General features: G+C 31.7%; 16 protein-coding genes. 5 read left to right on the top strand and 11 right to left on the bottom strand.

The window, feature by feature from the left end:
- Window positions 1–88: 88 nt before the first annotated feature.
- The 10 genes from GFJ99_RS12285 to GFJ99_RS12240 all read right to left on the bottom strand — a co-directional run bounded on the left by GFJ99_RS12285 (window position 89) and on the right by GFJ99_RS12240 (window position 12,203).
- Window positions 89–1,762 (bottom strand): formate--tetrahydrofolate ligase, encoded by a 1,674-nt coding sequence (locus tag GFJ99_RS12285; protein WP_153209189.1) that lies wholly within the window; start codon window positions 1,760–1,762, stop codon window positions 89–91.
- A gap of 65 nt (window positions 1,763–1,827) precedes the next feature.
- Window positions 1,828–2,451, bottom strand: coding sequence for a hypothetical protein (locus tag GFJ99_RS12280; RefSeq protein WP_153209187.1), 624 nt, complete (start codon window positions 2,449–2,451; stop codon window positions 1,828–1,830).
- A gap of 53 nt (window positions 2,452–2,504) precedes the next feature.
- The gene (locus GFJ99_RS12275) at window positions 2,505–5,213 is read right to left on the bottom strand and encodes a DNA gyrase/topoisomerase IV subunit A (RefSeq protein WP_153209185.1); all 2,709 of its coding nucleotides are present in this window, start codon (window positions 5,211–5,213) and stop codon (window positions 2,505–2,507) included.
- 73 nt (window positions 5,214–5,286) lie between these two features.
- Window positions 5,287–7,143, bottom strand: coding sequence for a DNA topoisomerase IV subunit B (locus GFJ99_RS12270; RefSeq protein ID WP_153209183.1), 1,857 nt, complete (start codon window positions 7,141–7,143; stop codon window positions 5,287–5,289).
- A gap of 154 nt (window positions 7,144–7,297) precedes the next feature.
- Window positions 7,298–7,834: a hypothetical protein gene (locus GFJ99_RS12265; protein WP_040470130.1), complete on the bottom strand. Its 537-nt coding sequence runs from the start codon at window positions 7,832–7,834 to the stop codon at window positions 7,298–7,300.
- Window positions 7,835–7,840: 6 nt separating this feature from the next.
- On the bottom strand, window positions 7,841–8,398 hold the full coding sequence (locus GFJ99_RS12260) for a hypothetical protein (RefSeq protein WP_153209180.1): 558 nt from the start codon (window positions 8,396–8,398) through the stop codon (window positions 7,841–7,843).
- Between the two features lie 162 nt (window positions 8,399–8,560).
- On the bottom strand, window positions 8,561–9,313 hold the full coding sequence (locus tag GFJ99_RS12255) for an isoprenylcysteine carboxylmethyltransferase family protein (RefSeq protein ID WP_153209178.1): 753 nt from the start codon (window positions 9,311–9,313) through the stop codon (window positions 8,561–8,563).
- A gap of 17 nt (window positions 9,314–9,330) precedes the next feature.
- A complete protein-coding gene (gene ychF, locus GFJ99_RS12250; protein ID WP_008253856.1) occupies window positions 9,331–10,425 on the bottom strand; it encodes a redox-regulated ATPase YchF in 1,095 nt (364 codons plus the stop codon).
- Window positions 10,426–10,517: 92 nt separating this feature from the next.
- Window positions 10,518–11,717 carry a hypothetical protein gene (locus GFJ99_RS12245; RefSeq protein WP_153209176.1) on the bottom strand — a complete coding sequence of 400 codons (1,200 nt, stop codon included), beginning with the start codon at window positions 11,715–11,717 and terminating at the stop codon, window positions 10,518–10,520.
- Between the two features lie 135 nt (window positions 11,718–11,852).
- Window positions 11,853–12,203, bottom strand: a complete 351-nt coding sequence (locus GFJ99_RS12240) for a 4Fe-4S dicluster domain-containing protein (RefSeq protein WP_008253861.1) — start codon at window positions 12,201–12,203, stop codon at window positions 11,853–11,855.
- A gap of 137 nt (window positions 12,204–12,340) precedes the next feature.
- On the opposite strand from GFJ99_RS12240, the gene GFJ99_RS12235 reads away from it, so the two are divergent.
- The 5 genes from GFJ99_RS12235 (at window position 12,341) to GFJ99_RS12215 (ending at window position 16,498) form a co-directional block, all read left to right on the top strand.
- Window positions 12,341–13,399, top strand: coding sequence for an acyl-CoA reductase (locus GFJ99_RS12235; protein ID WP_008253863.1), 1,059 nt, complete (start codon window positions 12,341–12,343; stop codon window positions 13,397–13,399).
- Between the two features lie 144 nt (window positions 13,400–13,543).
- Window positions 13,544–14,614 (top strand): 3-phosphoserine/phosphohydroxythreonine transaminase, encoded by a 1,071-nt coding sequence (gene serC / locus GFJ99_RS12230; protein ID WP_153209174.1) that lies wholly within the window; start codon window positions 13,544–13,546, stop codon window positions 14,612–14,614.
- A 58-nt stretch (window positions 14,615–14,672) separates the two neighbouring features.
- On the top strand, window positions 14,673–15,629 hold the full coding sequence (locus GFJ99_RS12225; protein WP_153209172.1) for a D-2-hydroxyacid dehydrogenase: 957 nt from the start codon (window positions 14,673–14,675) through the stop codon (window positions 15,627–15,629).
- A 92-nt stretch (window positions 15,630–15,721) separates the two neighbouring features.
- Entirely contained in the window at window positions 15,722–16,153 is a 432-nt protein-coding gene (locus tag GFJ99_RS12220) for a DUF6146 family protein (RefSeq protein ID WP_238990102.1), read from the top strand.
- A gap of 3 nt (window positions 16,154–16,156) precedes the next feature.
- Window positions 16,157–16,498: a DUF6787 family protein gene (locus GFJ99_RS12215; RefSeq protein WP_153209170.1), complete on the top strand. Its 342-nt coding sequence runs from the start codon at window positions 16,157–16,159 to the stop codon at window positions 16,496–16,498.
- Window positions 16,499–16,514: 16 nt separating this feature from the next.
- Here the strand turns inward: GFJ99_RS12215 and GFJ99_RS12210 are convergent, their stop codons facing one another.
- Complete coding sequence (locus GFJ99_RS12210) at window positions 16,515–18,056, bottom strand: acyl-CoA carboxylase subunit beta (RefSeq protein ID WP_153209168.1); 1,542 nt, start codon at window positions 18,054–18,056, stop codon at window positions 16,515–16,517.
- Window positions 18,057–18,086 lie beyond the last annotated feature (30 nt).

The raw sequence follows: 18,086 nt of genomic DNA, 5'->3' as shown, positions 1-18,086 counted from the left end.
CTCCTTAAATTATTGCAATTATTATTTAAAGGAACTTTTTCAGTGCCCTCATAAATATCGGGACATTTTTATTTTATAAAAGATACGTTTAAGACAATCCTGTAATCACTCCGTTGTTATCAATATCAATTCGTTCTGCATTTGGAACAGCTGGTAAACCAGGCATTCTCATTACTTCACCTAAAAGTGGCACAATAAATCCAGCACCACTTGCAATTTCAAATTCACGAACGGTTATATCAAAATTCGTTGGGCGACCAATTAACTTTTCATTGTCTGAAAAACTCGCTGGTGTTTTGGCCATACAAACTGAAAAATGACTAAAACCTAAATCGTTAATCATCTTTAATTGTGATTTTGATTTTGGAGAAAACTCTACTGAATTCGCTCCATAAATTTCTTTAGCAACTGTATTTATTTTATGCTCAATACTATCCGAAGGTTGGTATAACGGTTTATAATTTGCTGTTCCTTTTTCAATTTCATCCACCACTTTTTGTGCTACTTCAGCCGATCCTTTACCTCCATCAACAAAAGCGGTACTAACAATTGCAGCAACACCTTTTGAGGCACATAAAGCAATTAATTTATCATATTCCGCTTGTGTATCATCTGGAAAAGCATTAACACAAACCACAGGATTGATTCCGAATTTTTGAATATTTTCGATGTGTTTTTCTAAATTACAAAAACCCTTTTCAATAGCACTTACACTTTCTGTTTTAAAATCTTCTGCCGCTAATCCTGCATGATGTTTAATAGCTCTAATTGTTGCTACTAAAACAACCGCATCAGGTTTTAAACCACTTTGTTCGCACTTTATATGTAAGAATTTTTCAGCACCTAAATCGGCACCGAAACCAGCTTCAGTAACAGCATAATCACCTAATGACAATCCCATTTTAGTGGCAATAGCCGTATTGGTTCCTTGTGCAATACTTGCGAAAGGTCCGCCATGTAAAATTGCTGGATTTCCGTCGATGGTTTGCACTAGATTAGGTTTAATAGCATCTTTCAATAAGGTTGCCATTGCTCCTACTACATTTAAATCCCTAGCAAAAATAGCTTTTCCGTCTAACGTTTTTCCAACGAATATATTTCCTAATCGGAATTTTAAATCTTCTAAATCTTTTGCTAAACAGATAATTGCCATGACTTCGGAAGCTGGCGTAATATTAAAACCATCTTCGCGCATGGTTCCATTCGCTTTGGCTCCCACTCCAATAATAATCTGACGAAGCGAACGGTCGTTCATATCCATTACACGTTTCCATGCAATAGATTTTGGATCTAGATTTAATGAATATTTCGTGTTTTGTAAATTGTTATCAATCACAGCAGATAACAAGTTATTTGCTTTTTCAATTGCTGAAAAATCACCCGTAAAATGCAAATTAATGTCTTCCATGGGTAACACTTGAACATAACCGCCACCAGCTGCGCCACCTTTTAATCCGAAAACTGGTCCAAGCGATGGTTCACGCAAAACGGCAATTGCTTTTTTTCCGATGTAATTCAATCCATCTGTTAAACCAATTGACATAGTAGTTTTACCTTCGCCATATTTGGTTGGCGACATGGCAGAAACTAATATTAGTTTTCCTTTAGGATTTTCTTGCTGTAAGTGTAAAGGTAATTTGGCTTTGTACTTGCCATAATATTCTAAATCGTCTTCTTCAATATTGATTTTTTTAGCGATTTCTTTAATGTGAGACATGGTTGCATTTTGTGCAATTTCAATGTCTGATGGAAAATTTGACATTAGTTGTTGTGTTATAATTGGTATTCGAAATTAAAGGTTTTATTTGGGATGAAAAATGATAAAAGTCAATTTAATACTTGAATATTGACTCCACCATATCGATAAATTCCTTTTGGTAATCTATCTCTGAACTTTATAAAGTAATTCCAAAGATTAAATTCATTATTTATTGATTTTAATATTTGTTGTACACTTTTTAAATCATTTATGTTTAAATCTTTAAAACTCTCTGGTTCCCAATATGAATAAATCACTTTCTTATCATTTATGCCTATTTCAAAAGTATAATATTTCCCATCAAAGCCTTTTGGATAATTTTCAAACTCATAACTATCTCTTAAAACTTCAATATTTTTACTTTTCAGTTCTAAGATTAGTTTATTTACCATTTTTATAGGGATTTTAATAACTTGAATAACTTTTTCATCCTTTTTTTTCTTGGAAACTCTAGTAACAGAATTAATTAAATTTCCTTCATAAATAGAATCATTAAACTTAATTAACTCAACAACTTGATAATTTGAAATCCAAATTCTATAAAACTTATCAAACTTGATATCTTTAAAATCTCTTAAGTTTAATTCCTTTCTACTTATTTCATTATAGTAATCAAGAATAGAATCTCTTTTATTTTGACCAAAAGAAAAACTAAAAAATAAAAAAAATACGAATAATGTAAGTCTATACATAAGTATAAATTAAAAAGACCTACAAAGTTATGGAAACCTTGCAGGTCAAAATCTTATTCCAAAGACAACGTTATTTGTCCGTCGTCATCTAATTCTGTTTGAATATCTTCAGAAATATTATTTTCTTCTAAAACTTCTAGTTCTTCTGCTACAATTTCTTCTGGTTCTTCATACGGTAACGATTCTAATAAATTGATTTGTTTTACCTTATCTGTTGTAAGCTGATTTCCTAATGCTTTTATTCCTTTTACTGAAATAAATTGTTCCAAATCTACGGTTTGATTTTCCTTTTGAACACCTTTTACTTTTGCAAAAATAACATCAGCAACCGGGCGCCAATCAGTAGAAACAATTTCTAATTGTGATTTCTCGTGTTCGGTGATGAAAATTTCTTCTTTGTTTTCGTTTTCAACTAAGAAACGTTTTACAAAATATCGGTCTTTTTCACCACAATAATAAATACAAGAAATTGGTTTATTTGGATTCCATTTTTCCAACACAATCATGTCTTCTTCAAAGTGAGTTGTTAATTCGGGGATAATGGTTTTCAGTTTTCCCGATTGATTCACAATCAACAAACGATCATTTGGACGGAATTCACCTAAAAGTTCACCTCTTCCATCTACATTTAAACGTTGTACCGTATCATCAAACCAAACTTTTCTCGGACGTAAAGTTGAAATTCCTTTCTCCTTTAACTCAATTTTTTTGATTGGATATTTGGTCACCGTATTGCCTCGAGAAGCTCTTCCTTTGATAGCAATATCAGAGAAATCAACATCCCATTTCAGTTTTTTCACACTGCCTACTTGGCGTAATAAAATGGTAACGACTTCGGCTTCTCCATTAGGATTGGCAGAAAAATACGACACCATTGAGCCTGGTTTTTCTTGTGTTAAATCGTAAAATTTATCACGAGTTACCCCAGAAACATTGAAACGTTTGATGAAAGTGGAACCGTTTTTACCATCACGATACATCATGTTGTAAATGGTTCGTTTGTCGTTTTTATCAAAAACAGCGATGTGAATAATATCTTTTCCAACGAATTTTTTATCATCTACTTTCGCTACCATCATTTTTCCATCGCGAAGGAATACAATTACATCATCGATATCTGAACAATCGGCAACGTACTCGTCTTTCTTTAAACCGGTTCCAAAGAAACCTTCTTCACGATTTACATATAATTTTGTATTTCTTAAAACTACTTTCGTAGCTTCAATATTATCAAAACTTCTTAATTCGGTTTGACGTTCGCGTCCTTTTCCGTATTTGTCTTTTAGTTTTTGGAAGAAATCAATCGTATAATCAATAATATGGTCCAAATGATACTTCACTTGTTCCATTTCGGCTTCCAATTTTGCAATAGCATCATCCGCTTTATCCGAGTCGAAACGCGTAATACGAATCATTGGAATTTGCGTTAATTTTTGCAAATCATCGTCGTTAATTTCTCGAACAAATGATTTTAAAAACGGTTCAAATCGATCATACATGTATTTGTACAACGATTCTCTATCGGAATACAATTTGAAGTCGATGTACATTTCCTCACGAATGAAAATCTTTTCTAACGTAGAGAAATGCCATTTATTTTCTAATTCGTCTAACTGAATTTCTAATTCGCGTTTTAGCAAATCAACCGTTCTATTGGTCGAAATCTTCAGCATATCCGAAACCCCAATAAACAATGGTTTGTTATTCTCAATTACACATCCTAATGGAGCAACTGATGTTTCACAAGCTGTAAAAGCATACAAAGCATCAATCATTTTATCTGGAGAAACACCTGCCGGCAAATGAATTAAAATTTCAACCTCAGCAGCTGTATTGTCTTCAATTTTCTTGATTTTGATTTTCCCTTTTTCGTTGGCTTTCAAAATACTATCAATCAATGTTGACGTATTGGTTGAAAACGGAATTTGGGTAATCACCAAAGTTTGTTTGTCTAATTGACCGATTTTTGCACGCACACGCACACGACCCCCACGTAATCCATCATTATAATTGGAAACATCAGCAATACCAGCAGTTGGAAAATCGGGAAATAAGGTAAAAGGTTTTCCTTTTAATATTTTTATAGAAGAGTCTATTAATTCGTTAAAGTTGTGAGGTAACACTTTGGTCGATAAACCTACGGCAATACCTTCTGCTCCTTGTGCTAATAGTAAAGGAAACTTCACCGGAAGATTAATTGGTTCGGCACGACGACCATCATACGACATTCCCCATTCGGTGATTTTTGGCGAATACAACACATCGTGACCAAATTTTGAAATTCGGGCCTCAATGTAACGCGAAGCTGCGGCACTATCTCCTGTTAAGATATTTCCCCAGTTTCCTTGCATGTCGATGATTAATTCTTTTTGCCCAATTTGCACCATGGCGTCACCAATACTCGCATCTCCGTGAGGGTGATACTGCATAGTGTGACCCACGATATTCGCTACTTTATTATAACGCCCATCATCTAACTCTTTCATAGAGTGCATGATACGACGTTGCACCGGTTTAAAACCGTCTTCAATCGCCGGAACTGCACGTTCTAGAATTACATACGAAGCGTAGTCCAAAAACCAATCTTTGTACATTCCTGTAACTTTGGTAATGGTGTCTTCTGGGTTTTCGTTGTTTTCGTAAAAATGATGTCCCGTTGAAACACGAATATCGTCAAAACCTTCTTCGTTAGGAGAATTGTCTTGATTGTCGAAATTTTCGTCTTCGTTTGGAATGATGTTATCTTCTTCTTCGTCTTTCATTTTTATGCTGAATTATTTTCAGTATACTTTTTTAATTCAAAATTACTGCTCACTATAAACTGAACACTGAACACTAATTTTTCTCCACTACATCCAACTCTACTTTCAAATTGTTAATGATAAACTCTTGGCGGTCTGGGGTATTTTTACCCATGTAGAACTCTAACAAAGTTTCAATAGAAGTAGCTTTATCTAACATGACAGGATCTAATCGAATGTCTTGTCCAATGAAATGCTTGAACTCATCTGGCGAAATTTCTCCTAATCCTTTGAATCGGGTGATTTCTGGTTTTGGTTTTAACTTTTCAATGGCGTTAACTCGTTCTTCTTCGCTGTAGCAATAAATCGTTTCTTTTTTATTTCGCACACGGAACAAAGGCGTTTGTAAAATATACAAATGTCCGTCTTTAATTAACTCAGGGAAAAACTGCAAGAAAAACGTAATCAACAACAAGCGAATGTGCATACCATCGACATCGGCATCGGTTGCAATTACGATATTGTTGTAACGCAAATCGCCCATGTCTTCTTCGATGTTTAGGGCAGCTTGCAATAAATTGAATTCTTCGTTTTCGTATACGATTTTCTTAGTCATTCCGTACGAGTTCAAAGGCTTACCACGTAAACTAAAAACTGCTTGTGTATTCACATCGCGACTCTTCGTAATCGAACCCGAAGCCGAATCTCCCTCGGTAATAAAAAGTGTACTTTCTAAACTTCTTGGATTTTTAGCATCGGTTAAATGCACACGACAATCTCGTAATTTTTTATTATGAAGGCTGGCTTTTTTAGCACGGTCTTTGGCTAACTTTCTAATTCCAGAAAGTTCTTTACGTTCGCGTTCGGCTTGTAAAATCTTACGCAATAACGCATCGGCAATTTCCGGATTTTTATGTAAGAAATTATCTAGATTGGTTTTAATAAAATCATTTACGAAGGTACGAACCGAAGGTCCGTTTGGTCCGATATCGGTAGAACCTAATTTGGTTTTAGTTTGCGATTCGAAAACAGGTTCTTCTACCTTAACAGAAACAGCAGAAACAATCGATTTACGAATATCAGAAGCTTCAAAAGGTTTGTTGTAAAACTCTTTGATAGTTTTTACTATAGCCTCGCGAAAAGCGCCTAAATGTGTTCCTCCTTGCGTTGTGTTTTGTCCGTTTACAAACGAATGGTATTCTTCTGAATATTGCGATTTACTATGTGTAATGGCAACTTCAATATCATCACCTTCTAAGTGAATGATTGGATACACCATATCTTCTTCGGCAATATTTTCTTCTAATAAGTCTTTTAGCCCAAATTCAGAAATATACTTTTCACCATTGTAATAAATCGTTAATCCACGATTTAAATAACAATAGTTTTTAAGCATTTTAATAATGTACTCGTTTCGGTATTTGTAGTTTTTAAAAATAGCTTCATCGGCAATAAAAGACACTTTTGTTCCTTTACGCTTTGTAGTTTCTTGAACGTCTTCTTCTATGGTTAAATTTCCGGCTGAGAATTCCGCTGCTTTTTGTTGGTTATCTCTAACCGATTCTACACGAAAAAAGTTGGAAAGTGCATTAACTGCTTTTGTTCCGACACCATTTAAACCCACCGATTTTTTGAAGGCTTTGGAATCGTATTTTCCACCCGTATTCATTTTGGAAACTACATCTACAACTTTCCCCAATGGAATACCACGTCCATAATCGCGAACGGTTACCAATTTATCTTTGATTGTTACCTCAATAGTTTTACCTGCACCCATAACGAATTCATCGATACAGTTGTCCATAACTTCCTTTAACAGAATGTAAATACCATCATCTGGTGATGAACCATCACCTAGCTTTCCGATATACATACCAGGACGCATACGAATATGTTCTTTCCAATCGAGGGAACGTATATTGTCTTCGGTATATTGATTTTGCTCTAACATAGACAGAATTTGGATTTTGTGCAATATAACATATATCTCGAAATTTTAAAAGTATCAATTTGAGAAGTTATTGACAAAATGCGGTTGACAAGAGCAAATTCAAGGGCAAGTTCAAGGGCAAGCTCAAAAACAAAAAAGAAAGAGAAGAGACTAATTATTTATCAATCTTTAATTTTCTATAATGAATGAAAAGATAAAAATTGGTAATCAATAATAAATAAAATCCAATTTTTATTTGACCAATTCTGTCGATAAAAATGTAAGCATTAATTACTAAAATCAGAACAACTAAAATTAAATTCGTTAAATACACTTTTGAAATGTTTCGCATCTTATTTTTAAAGACTTTGTATAATCCGAATAAAGAAAACAAAACCAATAAAATTGAAAATAGAGAAGAAAAAAGTAATAAAAATGCTCCTAAGTCATTTAAAATACTTGTATCAAAAAGATTTTTAATTTGAAAAATTAAATCAATAACACTTTCACTTTCCTCAACAAAGTAAACTTTTACATAAAAAATAAAATCTGAAATTAAACTTTGAGAATCGGATGACACCTCACAACCATCACAAATAGGGTTTGAATTTACATATTCAACATTATCACATTGATGTACGAATGGTAAAAACAAGAATAAAACAGATAGAATTGAAAGAATTCTTAACTTATATTTTTTGATGATTTTCACTACTTTTTATTTAAACAAAAAATTACTCTCAAAATCAAATCCTTCTTTTCGTAACAACTTTCTAAAATCGGCACGAGATGGGGTTAAAACAACGTGAACTGTGTCGTTTTCTTCCATTATAGTTTCGAATGGAATTTTTAATTCGGACTGTAACTTTGTAAAATCATTTTTGGTTCCGAGTGTAATATACTTAACACCTGATGTAGTTAATTTTAAGATATTAGTTTGGTATTTTCCATCAACCTGTTCATTTAGAATTAATGAAGATTTATACGCTTTAGCAATTTCATTTTTGGCAAAAGAAAAAATGGTATCTATACGCTCTATAGTAAAAGAAACAGAATCGCCTTTTCTAAATGTTTTATAAAATTTATTTTCGGATTTATCGTAAACTTGATTGTTGCGAAACTCTAATTCAGGAATAGAATCTAATTCCGATTTTAAAGCTGTAATCGTTTCTTTTTGGATTAGGTAAGTACATTTTGGCTCTATTACTAATCCGTGCAAAGTATCAACGGCATATGTGCCAATAAACTTTTTAGGAAATTCGGAAATAATATTCACATTTGCGGGTTGGGCTTCCGAAAAATAGATAAAATTATTTTCTATTGCAGATTCTTTACAAGACGCAAATAAAAGCGAAGTAGCTAAAATAATTAAGAGATTTTTTATGATGGTTGGTTTTGAAAGAAAATATCAAAACTTATGCCAAAAAAATGAAAAAAATTATCGGTTTTCCTGCTTTAACCAATCGGTATTTTTCTTTATGATTTTAATAATTACAATAGCAATTAATAAAAAAATCATACTATATAGCAAAAAAGGATTTAATTCTTTTTCGTTTTTTAAATATACTCCCACGAAATCGAAAACAAAGAAAATAGCAAATAAAACAAAAATACCCGTTATCTCTTTTCTAACTACTTTTTTCCAACTTAAAGATAAATTAGCTTTTATAAAATTTTTAAAATCTGGAACAAATGCAGGTACTTTTTCAGACCAATCTATATAGATTTTTCCGAATTTGTTTCTTAAAAACTGCTCTTCAGCATACATAATTCGCTCATAATAAACCCAATAACAAAAAACAAAAGCTACCACAAACCAAAAATTTCCTGACATTATTGCCGGACCAAGCCACATAAAAAAATTACCTACATATAGTGGATGTCTAACTAAAGAATACATACCTGTAGTATTTAAACTATCTGCCACTTGATTTTTTACTGTTCTGCCAGAAGTGTTTTTAGGAGTAAAACCAATTACACATATTCTAATAAATAATCCGAAAAGACTAATTAATAAACAAAGAGTTTCAAAATAAATTTCATAAGGCGTTTTCTTTAGAAAAAAAGTTTCAGGATGAATTTCTGTTTGAATAAAAAGTAAGAAACCAACAACCAAAATAATAACTGGTAAAACACCTCTGTATCTAAACAACCAAAGCCCTTGCTTTTCTAATTCTTCTTGTAAAGCCATAATGAAATTGAAATTTATTACACGTTAAATCTAAAGTGCATCACATCGCCATCTTTTACGATGTATTCTTTTCCTTCTACTCTTAATTTTCCAGCTTCTTTAACTTTAGATTCAGAACCAAAGTTAGAGAAATCTTCAAAAGCAATTACTTCTGCTCTAATGAAACCTTTTTCGAAATCGGTATGAATAACTCCTGCCGCTTTTGGTGCAGTATCTCCAATGTTAATTGTCCAAGCACGAACTTCTTTAACACCCGCTGTGAAATACGTTTGTAATTTTAACAATTTATACGCTGCACGAATTAATACTGCCGAACCTGGCTCAGTTAATCCCATGTCTTCTAAGAAAACTTGACGTTCTTCGTAGCTTTCTAATTCGGTAATATCTGCTTCTGCTCCTACCGAAAGAATAATTACTTCCGCATTTTCATCTTTTACTAATTCACGAACTTGGTCTACATATTTGTTTCCGTTTACAGCAGAAGCCTCGTCTACGTTACAAACATATAAAACTGGTTTTGTGGTGATTAATTGAAATTCTTCCATCATCTCCACCTCATCTTGATTTTGAGGAACTACCGTACGAGCCGATTTTGCTTCCATCAAAGTCTCACGAATTCTATCTAATAAAGCTTTTTCAGCTTGAGCTTCTTTGTTACCTGTTTTTGCAGCACGATTGGTTTTTTCCAAACGTTTTTCAACTGTTTCCAAATCTTTTAATTGCAATTCGATATCGATAGTTTCTTTATCGCGAATTGGATTTACATTACCGTCTACGTGCACGATGTTATCGTTATCAAAACAACGTAAAACGTGAATAATAGCGTTACATTCTCTAATATTTCCTAAGAATTGATTTCCTAAACCTTCTCCTTTACTTGCTCCTTTTACCAAACCTGCAATATCTACGATATCTACCGTTGCCATTTGAACACGCTCTGGCTTAACTAATTCCTCTAAACGAGCAATACGTGGATCTGGAACGTTTACCACACCAATATTTGGTTCTATAGTACAAAACGGAAAGTTAGCACTTTGCGCTTTAGCGTTTGATAAACAATTAAATAAAGTTGATTTTCCAACATTTGGTAATCCTACAATTCCTGCTTTCATTCTGAATGTATTTTTTAAAAGTGCGCAAATATACTTTAATCCTAATTAGTATCAAAGTATTAAATAAAAAGGAGTTTATTTAGATTGCTTACTTATTCTTTAGGATTTTTATCTTCGTTTTGAATATCTTCTTTTGCTTTTCCTAAACTTTCAATAACCGCTTTCTCTTCAGAAGTAGAAACAAAACCCGATTCTACATCCCAATAATTCGTAAAAAAAGAAGTTTTTTTATTGATTAATGATTTATCTTTAAAAACGTTTTTATCACCATATCCAAATATTTTTTTGTCGAAATCAGTAATTACCATGTGGTTTTTTACTTCGATTCTTCGATTTTGTTTCTTATAGCGTTTTTCAAAACCAATTACTTCTTTAGAATTAGCTAAATAATAAAAATCACCTTCTTGTCTAAAAGTATTTTTGAATTCCAATTTATACACTTTTCGGGTTGAAAACATACCTTCTTTATATGCCTGAAGTCGGTCTGGAGAAACATAAGAACTCACTTCTATAATGATTTTTTTCTTACTATCGTAGACAATCTTAAAATCTGATAAGATACCTTTCGATTCTGAAAGAGGCACAATTTTTATTACCAAATAATCTTCGTTAGAGGGATATGTTTTTACAAAAAAATCGTACGTTTTCTTAGCTCTAGAATCTAAAACCTCATCTAAATACTTAAATTGATAATAATTTTCAATAATATTATTTAAATCATATCCTAACACGTTTGGATCGATGTTTCCGTCCAAAATACCAACAGCTCGATTTTGTTCTACTAAAATATCGGTTTTAATATTATTCTTATTTCCTAAAATCTGAAAATTAATTAAGCCATCGTTAAAAAAAATTATATCACTATCTCTTTTATAAAATTCGCGCAAGTAAATTTTTAAATTAACTGGAAGCGTTAAATTATTTTTTGAGTTCTCTATAATTCGTTTTAAAATTTCTTGTGGATGATCTTTTGTAATAATATATTCTTCTAACTGTTGCGTTATGGGTTCCATGTAAATTACATTTTCATTTTTGTTTAATGAAGATGCTTTAATGAAATTTTTTTTATAAGAAGAATGAGAAAATTCTAAATCAGATGACCTAGTGAGGCTAATAAAAGCTTTTCCTTCTGAATTGGTTAAAAAGCCTTGACGAGTTCTTAGCGAAGTAATAGTTACTTCTTCAATAGGCATATCGGTATCAAAATCTTTTACAATTACCGTAAATTCGATATTTTGCGAAAAGACAACAGATGTAAAAAGTATAAATAAAAAAGTAAGTTTTTTTATCATAAATTTCCGATTAACAATCAAATTTAACGAAAATAAAATCAAAAAACAGCATTTTTCATAAGTTTTTAAACTGTATGAAAACAAAAAAGAGAACTTTCTATGAAAATTCTCTTTTTTAAGATGTTCTTAAAAAAATTACTCGTTGTGTAAAAACGATTGTCTGTTTAATAAAGTTTCTTCACTTTCTACATGATTATCATCGGGAACACAACAATCTACCGGGCAAACAGCCGCACATTGAGGTTCTTCATGAAACCCTTTACATTCTGTACATTTTCCTGGTACAATGTAATAAATATCGTCTGACACTGGTGTTTGAGCTGCATCAGAATCAACTTCAGTACCGTCTGGTAAAATTACTTTTCCACTTAATTTTGTACCATCTTTCCATCTCCAATCATCAGCCCCTTCATAAATTGCAGTGTTTGGACATTCAGGTTCGCAAGCACCACAGTTAATACATTCGTCAGTTATTATAATTGCCATTTCGTTATATTTAATTATTTAAAAGTTAAATTGTTAAAAAGTTGAATCTCTTATTAATTTAAACTTTTGGCTAATGCCTTTTCACTTCATATCTTTGTGCAAAAATACAACGTAAACCAAATATAAACAAGTTACAAATGTTACAAAATGAAATTAAATCGAGTTTTGTTGAATTAGGAAAATTTTTACGCCAATTTTCTGAGGTTGAAAATATAAAAGATTCTTCGGTTTTAGAAAATGAATTATTCTTTAATGATTTTGCCGATTTAATTAAACTTTCGCAATCTCATAATGGTTGGTTTACACCTGAACAAGTACATTTTAGTATTCAATCTTGGTCAAAAGCATTAACGGAAGACAACCTAAATCAATGGGTTTCTAACTATGATTTTTCTAAAACTGAAAAGAAAAAAGTAGGATTAATTTTAGCTGGAAATATTCCTTTAGTGGGTTTTCATGATTTTCTTTCGGTATTAATTTCGGGTCATGATTTATTGGTAAAAACATCATCAAATGACCAACATTTATTAAAATTTTTAGCCAAATATTTAATAGCTATTTCTCCAAATCTTAACTCAAAAATAACATTTGTTGAAGATAAATTAGAAGGTTTTGATGTTGTAATTGCCACTGGAAGCAACAATACCGCAAGATATTTTGAATATTACTTTAAAGACAAACCAAATATTATTCGTAAAAACAGAAATTCGGTTGCCGTTTTAAATGGAACAGAATCTCACGAAGATTTAATAAATTTAGGTGAAGATATTTTTAGATATTTTGGATTAGGTTGCCGAAATGTATCTAAACTATTTGTACCGAAAGGTTATAATTTTGATGCTTTTTTTAACGCTATGTTTGAATATAGAGACGTTATTAAATATGAAAAATATGCCAACAATTATGATTATAATAAAGCTGTATTCTTAATGAGTAATTTTAAATTATTAGACAACGAATTTTTAACTATTAAAGAAGATAGTAGCTATTCATCTCCTATTTCTTCTGTTTTTTATGAATATTATGAAGACATTAAAGAAGTTGAAAATCAATTAGCTAAAGATGCTGAACAAATTCAATGTATTGTTTCAAATAATTTAATTGCACAATCAGTTGCCTTTGGAAAAACACAGCAACCAAATCTTTGGGATTATGCTGATAATGTAGACACACTTGCATTTTTATCAAAAATATAATTACACAATTATCATTTTTTTACATAATCTACAAGGTTTTCGTTAATAACATCGCATAATTATTATTAAATTATAAGCCTGTTTTTAGTTGATATTTCCGAAATTTGCTTTTTTAAAATACACAAATAACTACATATAATAAAAATGAAAAAACACAACTACAGCGCAGGTCCATGTATACTTCCTCAAGAAGTATTTGAAAAATCGGCACAAGCAATTATCGATTTTAATCAATCAGGATTGTCGCTTTTAGAAATTTCACATCGAAGCAAAGATTTTGTTGCCGTAATGGACGAAGCAAGAGCTTTAGTATTAGAATTATTAGGTTTAGAAGGAAAAGGTTACCAAGCTTTATTTTTAGCTGGTGGTGCTAGTTTAGAATTCTTAATGATTCCTTACAATTTAATGAAAGTTAATGGAAAAGCAGCCTATTTAGATACGGGAACTTGGGCTAGCGGAGCTATTAAAGAAGCTAAACATTTTGGAGAAACAATTGTGGTAGCTTCTTCAAAACCTGAAAACTATAATCATATTCCAAAAAATTATACTGTCCCTTCAGATGCCGATTATTTTCACTGCACAAGTAATAACACAATTTTTGGAACCCAAATGAAATCTTTTCCAGAAGTTTCAATGCCATTAGTTTGTGATATGAGTTCTGATATTTTTTCGAGAAGTTTAGATTTTTCAAAATTTGATATTATTTATGCAGGTGCTCAAAAAAATATGGGACCAGCAGGAACAACTTTAGTTGTTGTTAAAGAAGAAATTTTAGGAAAAACAGGGAGAACAATTCCGGGTATGTTAAATTACCAAGAACATATTTCTAAAGAAAGTATGTATAATACTCCACCTGTATTTCCTGTTTATGCTTCATTATTAACTTTACAATGGTTAAAAAAATTAGGCGGAATTGCAGCTATTGAAAAAATCAATGAAGCTAAAGCAAATTTATTATACGCTGAAATCGACAGAAATCCATTATTCAAAGGAGTTGCAGCCTTGGAAGATCGTTCTAACATGAATGCTACATTTGTATTAGTAAACCCTGAACATGAAGCAAAATTTGATGCTATGTGGAAAGCGGTTGGAATATCTGGTATAGCTGGACATCGTTCTGTAGGAGGATATAGAGCATCAATGTATAATGCATTACCAATTGAAAGCGTTCAAGTTTTAGTTGATGTAATGCAAGAATTAGAGAAAAATATTTAATAAAAATTACAGTTTAGATTTCTTTTGAACTTCTAAACTACAAACACTAAACATAAAAATGAAAGTTTTAGCAAACGACGGAATTTCAAAAAGCGGAATTAAAGCTTTAGAAAAAGGAGGTTTTGAAGTAATTACAACAAAAGTAGCTCAAGAACAAGTTGCCAATTATATTAATACTAATGATGTAAAAGTAATTTTAGTAAGAAGTGCTACTAAAGTTAGACAAGATATAATTGATGCTTGCCCAGGATTAAAAATTATTGGTCGTGGAGGTGTTGGAATGGATAACATAGATGTAGACTATGCTCGTAGCAAAAACCTACATGTTATAAATACTCCTGCTTCTTCATCAGAAAGTGTAGCAGAATTAGTTTTTGCTCATTTGTTTACTGGAGTTCGTTTTTTACATGATTCTAATAGAAACATGCCTTTAGAAGGAGATTCTAACTTTGATGGATTGAAAAAAGCTTATGCAAACGGAATTGAACTTAGAGGTAAAACTTTAGGGATTATTGGATTTGGACGTATTGGTCAAGCGGTTGCAAAAATGGCACTTGGATTAGGAATGAAAGTTCTTGCTGCAGATAAATTTCTAAGCGATGCCGTAATTCGCGTTGATTTTTACAATGGTCAATTTATTAATGTTGATATAAAAACAGAACCTTTAGAAGACATTTTTAAACATTCAGATTTTATTACTTTACATGTACCAGCTCAAGATGGTTATGTAATTGGTAAAGAAGAATTTGCTCAATTAAAAGATGGTGTAGGAATTGTTAATTGTGCTCGTGGTGGAGTTATCGACGAAGTTGCTTTAGTTGAAGCACTAGACAATAATAAAGTAGCATTTGCAGGATTAGATGTATTTGAAAACGAACCAACTCCAGAAATTCAAATTTTAATGCATCCAAAAATTTCTTTAACACCTCATATTGGTGCCGCTACTGGTGAAGCACAAGACCGAATTGGTACTGAACTTGCTGAGCAAATTATTAGCTTACTAAAAAATAATTAATTTTATAAAAATAAATTAATAGAAATACATAAAAGCATCGGCCAAGTCGGTGCTTTTTTTTTATCTTTATACAATACTAAATACGTGAAGCTATGAAATATTTTGTTTTACTGTTTTCAATGGTTTTTTCAATACTTTTAGCTTGTAATTCATCAAAAACTGAAAAAAAATTTGATGATAAACCAAAATTAGAAAGCGATACTATTCGTATAGTAAATAAAAAAATTGAATATGAAGTTCTAATAATTGATATTGGATTTTCTTCTTGGTTTAATAGTAATGCTAAACCCAGAAATTATTATTCACAAGCTTATTTAGAAGCAAGAAATAACGTTTGGGTATTGGAATGGAATCGAAGAGCAATGCTTTCATCTCAATATAATCCAAATTTATATGAAATGAGTATTAATTATGACACTCATATTGATTATGGTTACGAAGTAAATTATATGATATATAATTATTTAGTCTATTTTCAACTAAAATATAACCAAAAGCTCGGTGGCTTTACACCTAGAATTTAATTTATGAAGAAACTAAAAGAACGCTGGAATGTTAGTTCAAATTGGCAATTAAGCCTTATTTTTATTGTATTTGCAATCACTGGTTATAGCTCATTACAAATAGCAAAACCATTTTTGAGTTTAGTAGGAATTCCAGAAACATTTGAACCTCATTGGTTATATAGAGTTTTAAGAATTATACTTATTTTTCCTATATACCAAGTATTACTAATAATTGTTGGTTCTATTTTTGGTCAGTTTGCCTTTTTTTGGGAATTTGAAAAGAAAATGCTTAATCGAATGAAATTAGGTTTTATTGCTAATTATGTTGATTCCAAATTAAAAAAACAAAAGACCAACATTTAGTCGGTCTTTCTTAATTTTATAAAGGAATATTTCCGTGTTTTCTTTTGGGTGTTTCCACCACTTTATTTTCAAGCATACTAAATGCTTTTAAAAGTTTTCTTCTTGTATCGTGAGGTAAAATTACTTCATCAATAAATCCTCTTCGAGCTGCAGTATAAGGGTTTGCAAATAATTCAGCATATTCCGCTTCTTTTTCTAACAATTTAGCTGCTGGATCTGCTGCTTCGCTAATTTCTCTTTTAAAAATGATTTCCGATGCTCCTTTTGCACCCATAACCGCAATTTCTGCTCCTGGCCATGCAAAATTCATATCAGCACCAATATGCTTAGAATTCATTACATCGTAAGCTCCACCATAAGCTTTACGAGTAATTACAGTAACTCTTGGAACGGTTGCTTCGCTAAATGCATATAATAATTTAGCCCCATGAACAATAATTCCATTCCATTCTTGATCTGTTCCTGGTAAGAAACCAGGCACATCTTCTAATACCAATAAAGGAATATTAAAACAATCGCAAAAACGTACAAAACGCGCTCCTTTAATAGATGATTTTACATCTAAACAACCCGCTAGATATTTAGGATTATTGGCTACAATTCCAATACTTCTTCCTCCTAATCTTGCAAAACCGACAATGATATTTTCTGCAAAATCTTTATGAATTTCAAAAAACGAATCTTCATCTATGATGTTTGTAATTACATCATGCATATCATAAGGTTTGTTCGCATTATCAGGAACAATTGTATCTAATTTTTCACGAACTTCATTTCCTAAAACATAAGGAACTTTTGGCGTAGTTTCTCTGTTGTTTTGAGGTACATAGCTCAATAATTTTTTAATATCTTCTAAACATTCTATTCCGTTTGGAGATGTAATATGAGCTACTCCTGATTTAGTTGAATGTGTGCTTGCGCCTCCTAATTCTTCTGAAGTTACTTCTTCGTTTGTAACTGTTTTCACCACATTAGGACCTGTAACAAACATATAGCTATTTCCTTCTACCATCATGGTAAAATCGGTCATTGCAGGTGAATAAACCGCTCCACCAGCACAAGGCCCCATAATAGCCGAAATTTGAGGAATTACACCACTTGATTGCACATTTTTATAAAAAATATCAGCATAACCACCAAGCGAACGCACACCTTCTTGGATACGTGCGCCACCAGAATCGTTAAGTCCAATCATAGGTGCTCCACTTTTTAGCGCCATATCCATTACTTTGCATATTTTTTCAGCATGAGTTTCAGACAATGAACCTCCAAAAACTGTAAAATCTTGTGCAAAAACATAAACTATTCTTCCGTTTATTGTACCATAACCTGTTACTACTCCATCACCATAATAGATTTCTTTTTCCATTCCAAAATCGGTAGTTCTGTGAGTTACTAGCATACCAATTTCTTCAAAAGAACCTTCATCTAAAAGATATTCCACTCTTTCGCGAGCTGTTAATTTCTTTTTAGCATGATGAGAAGCTATACGTTTTTCGCCTCCACCTAGTTTAGCTAAGGCAATTTTATCATTTAATATTTTTATTTTATCTTCCATTTTCTTTCAATGAGTCAATTAGACAATTTA

It is taken from the genome of Flavobacterium sp. LMO6, from assembly GCF_009495795.1.
Lineage (GTDB): Bacteria > Bacteroidota > Bacteroidia > Flavobacteriales > Flavobacteriaceae > Flavobacterium.
This window is presented reverse-complemented; position numbering and strand designations above follow the sequence as displayed.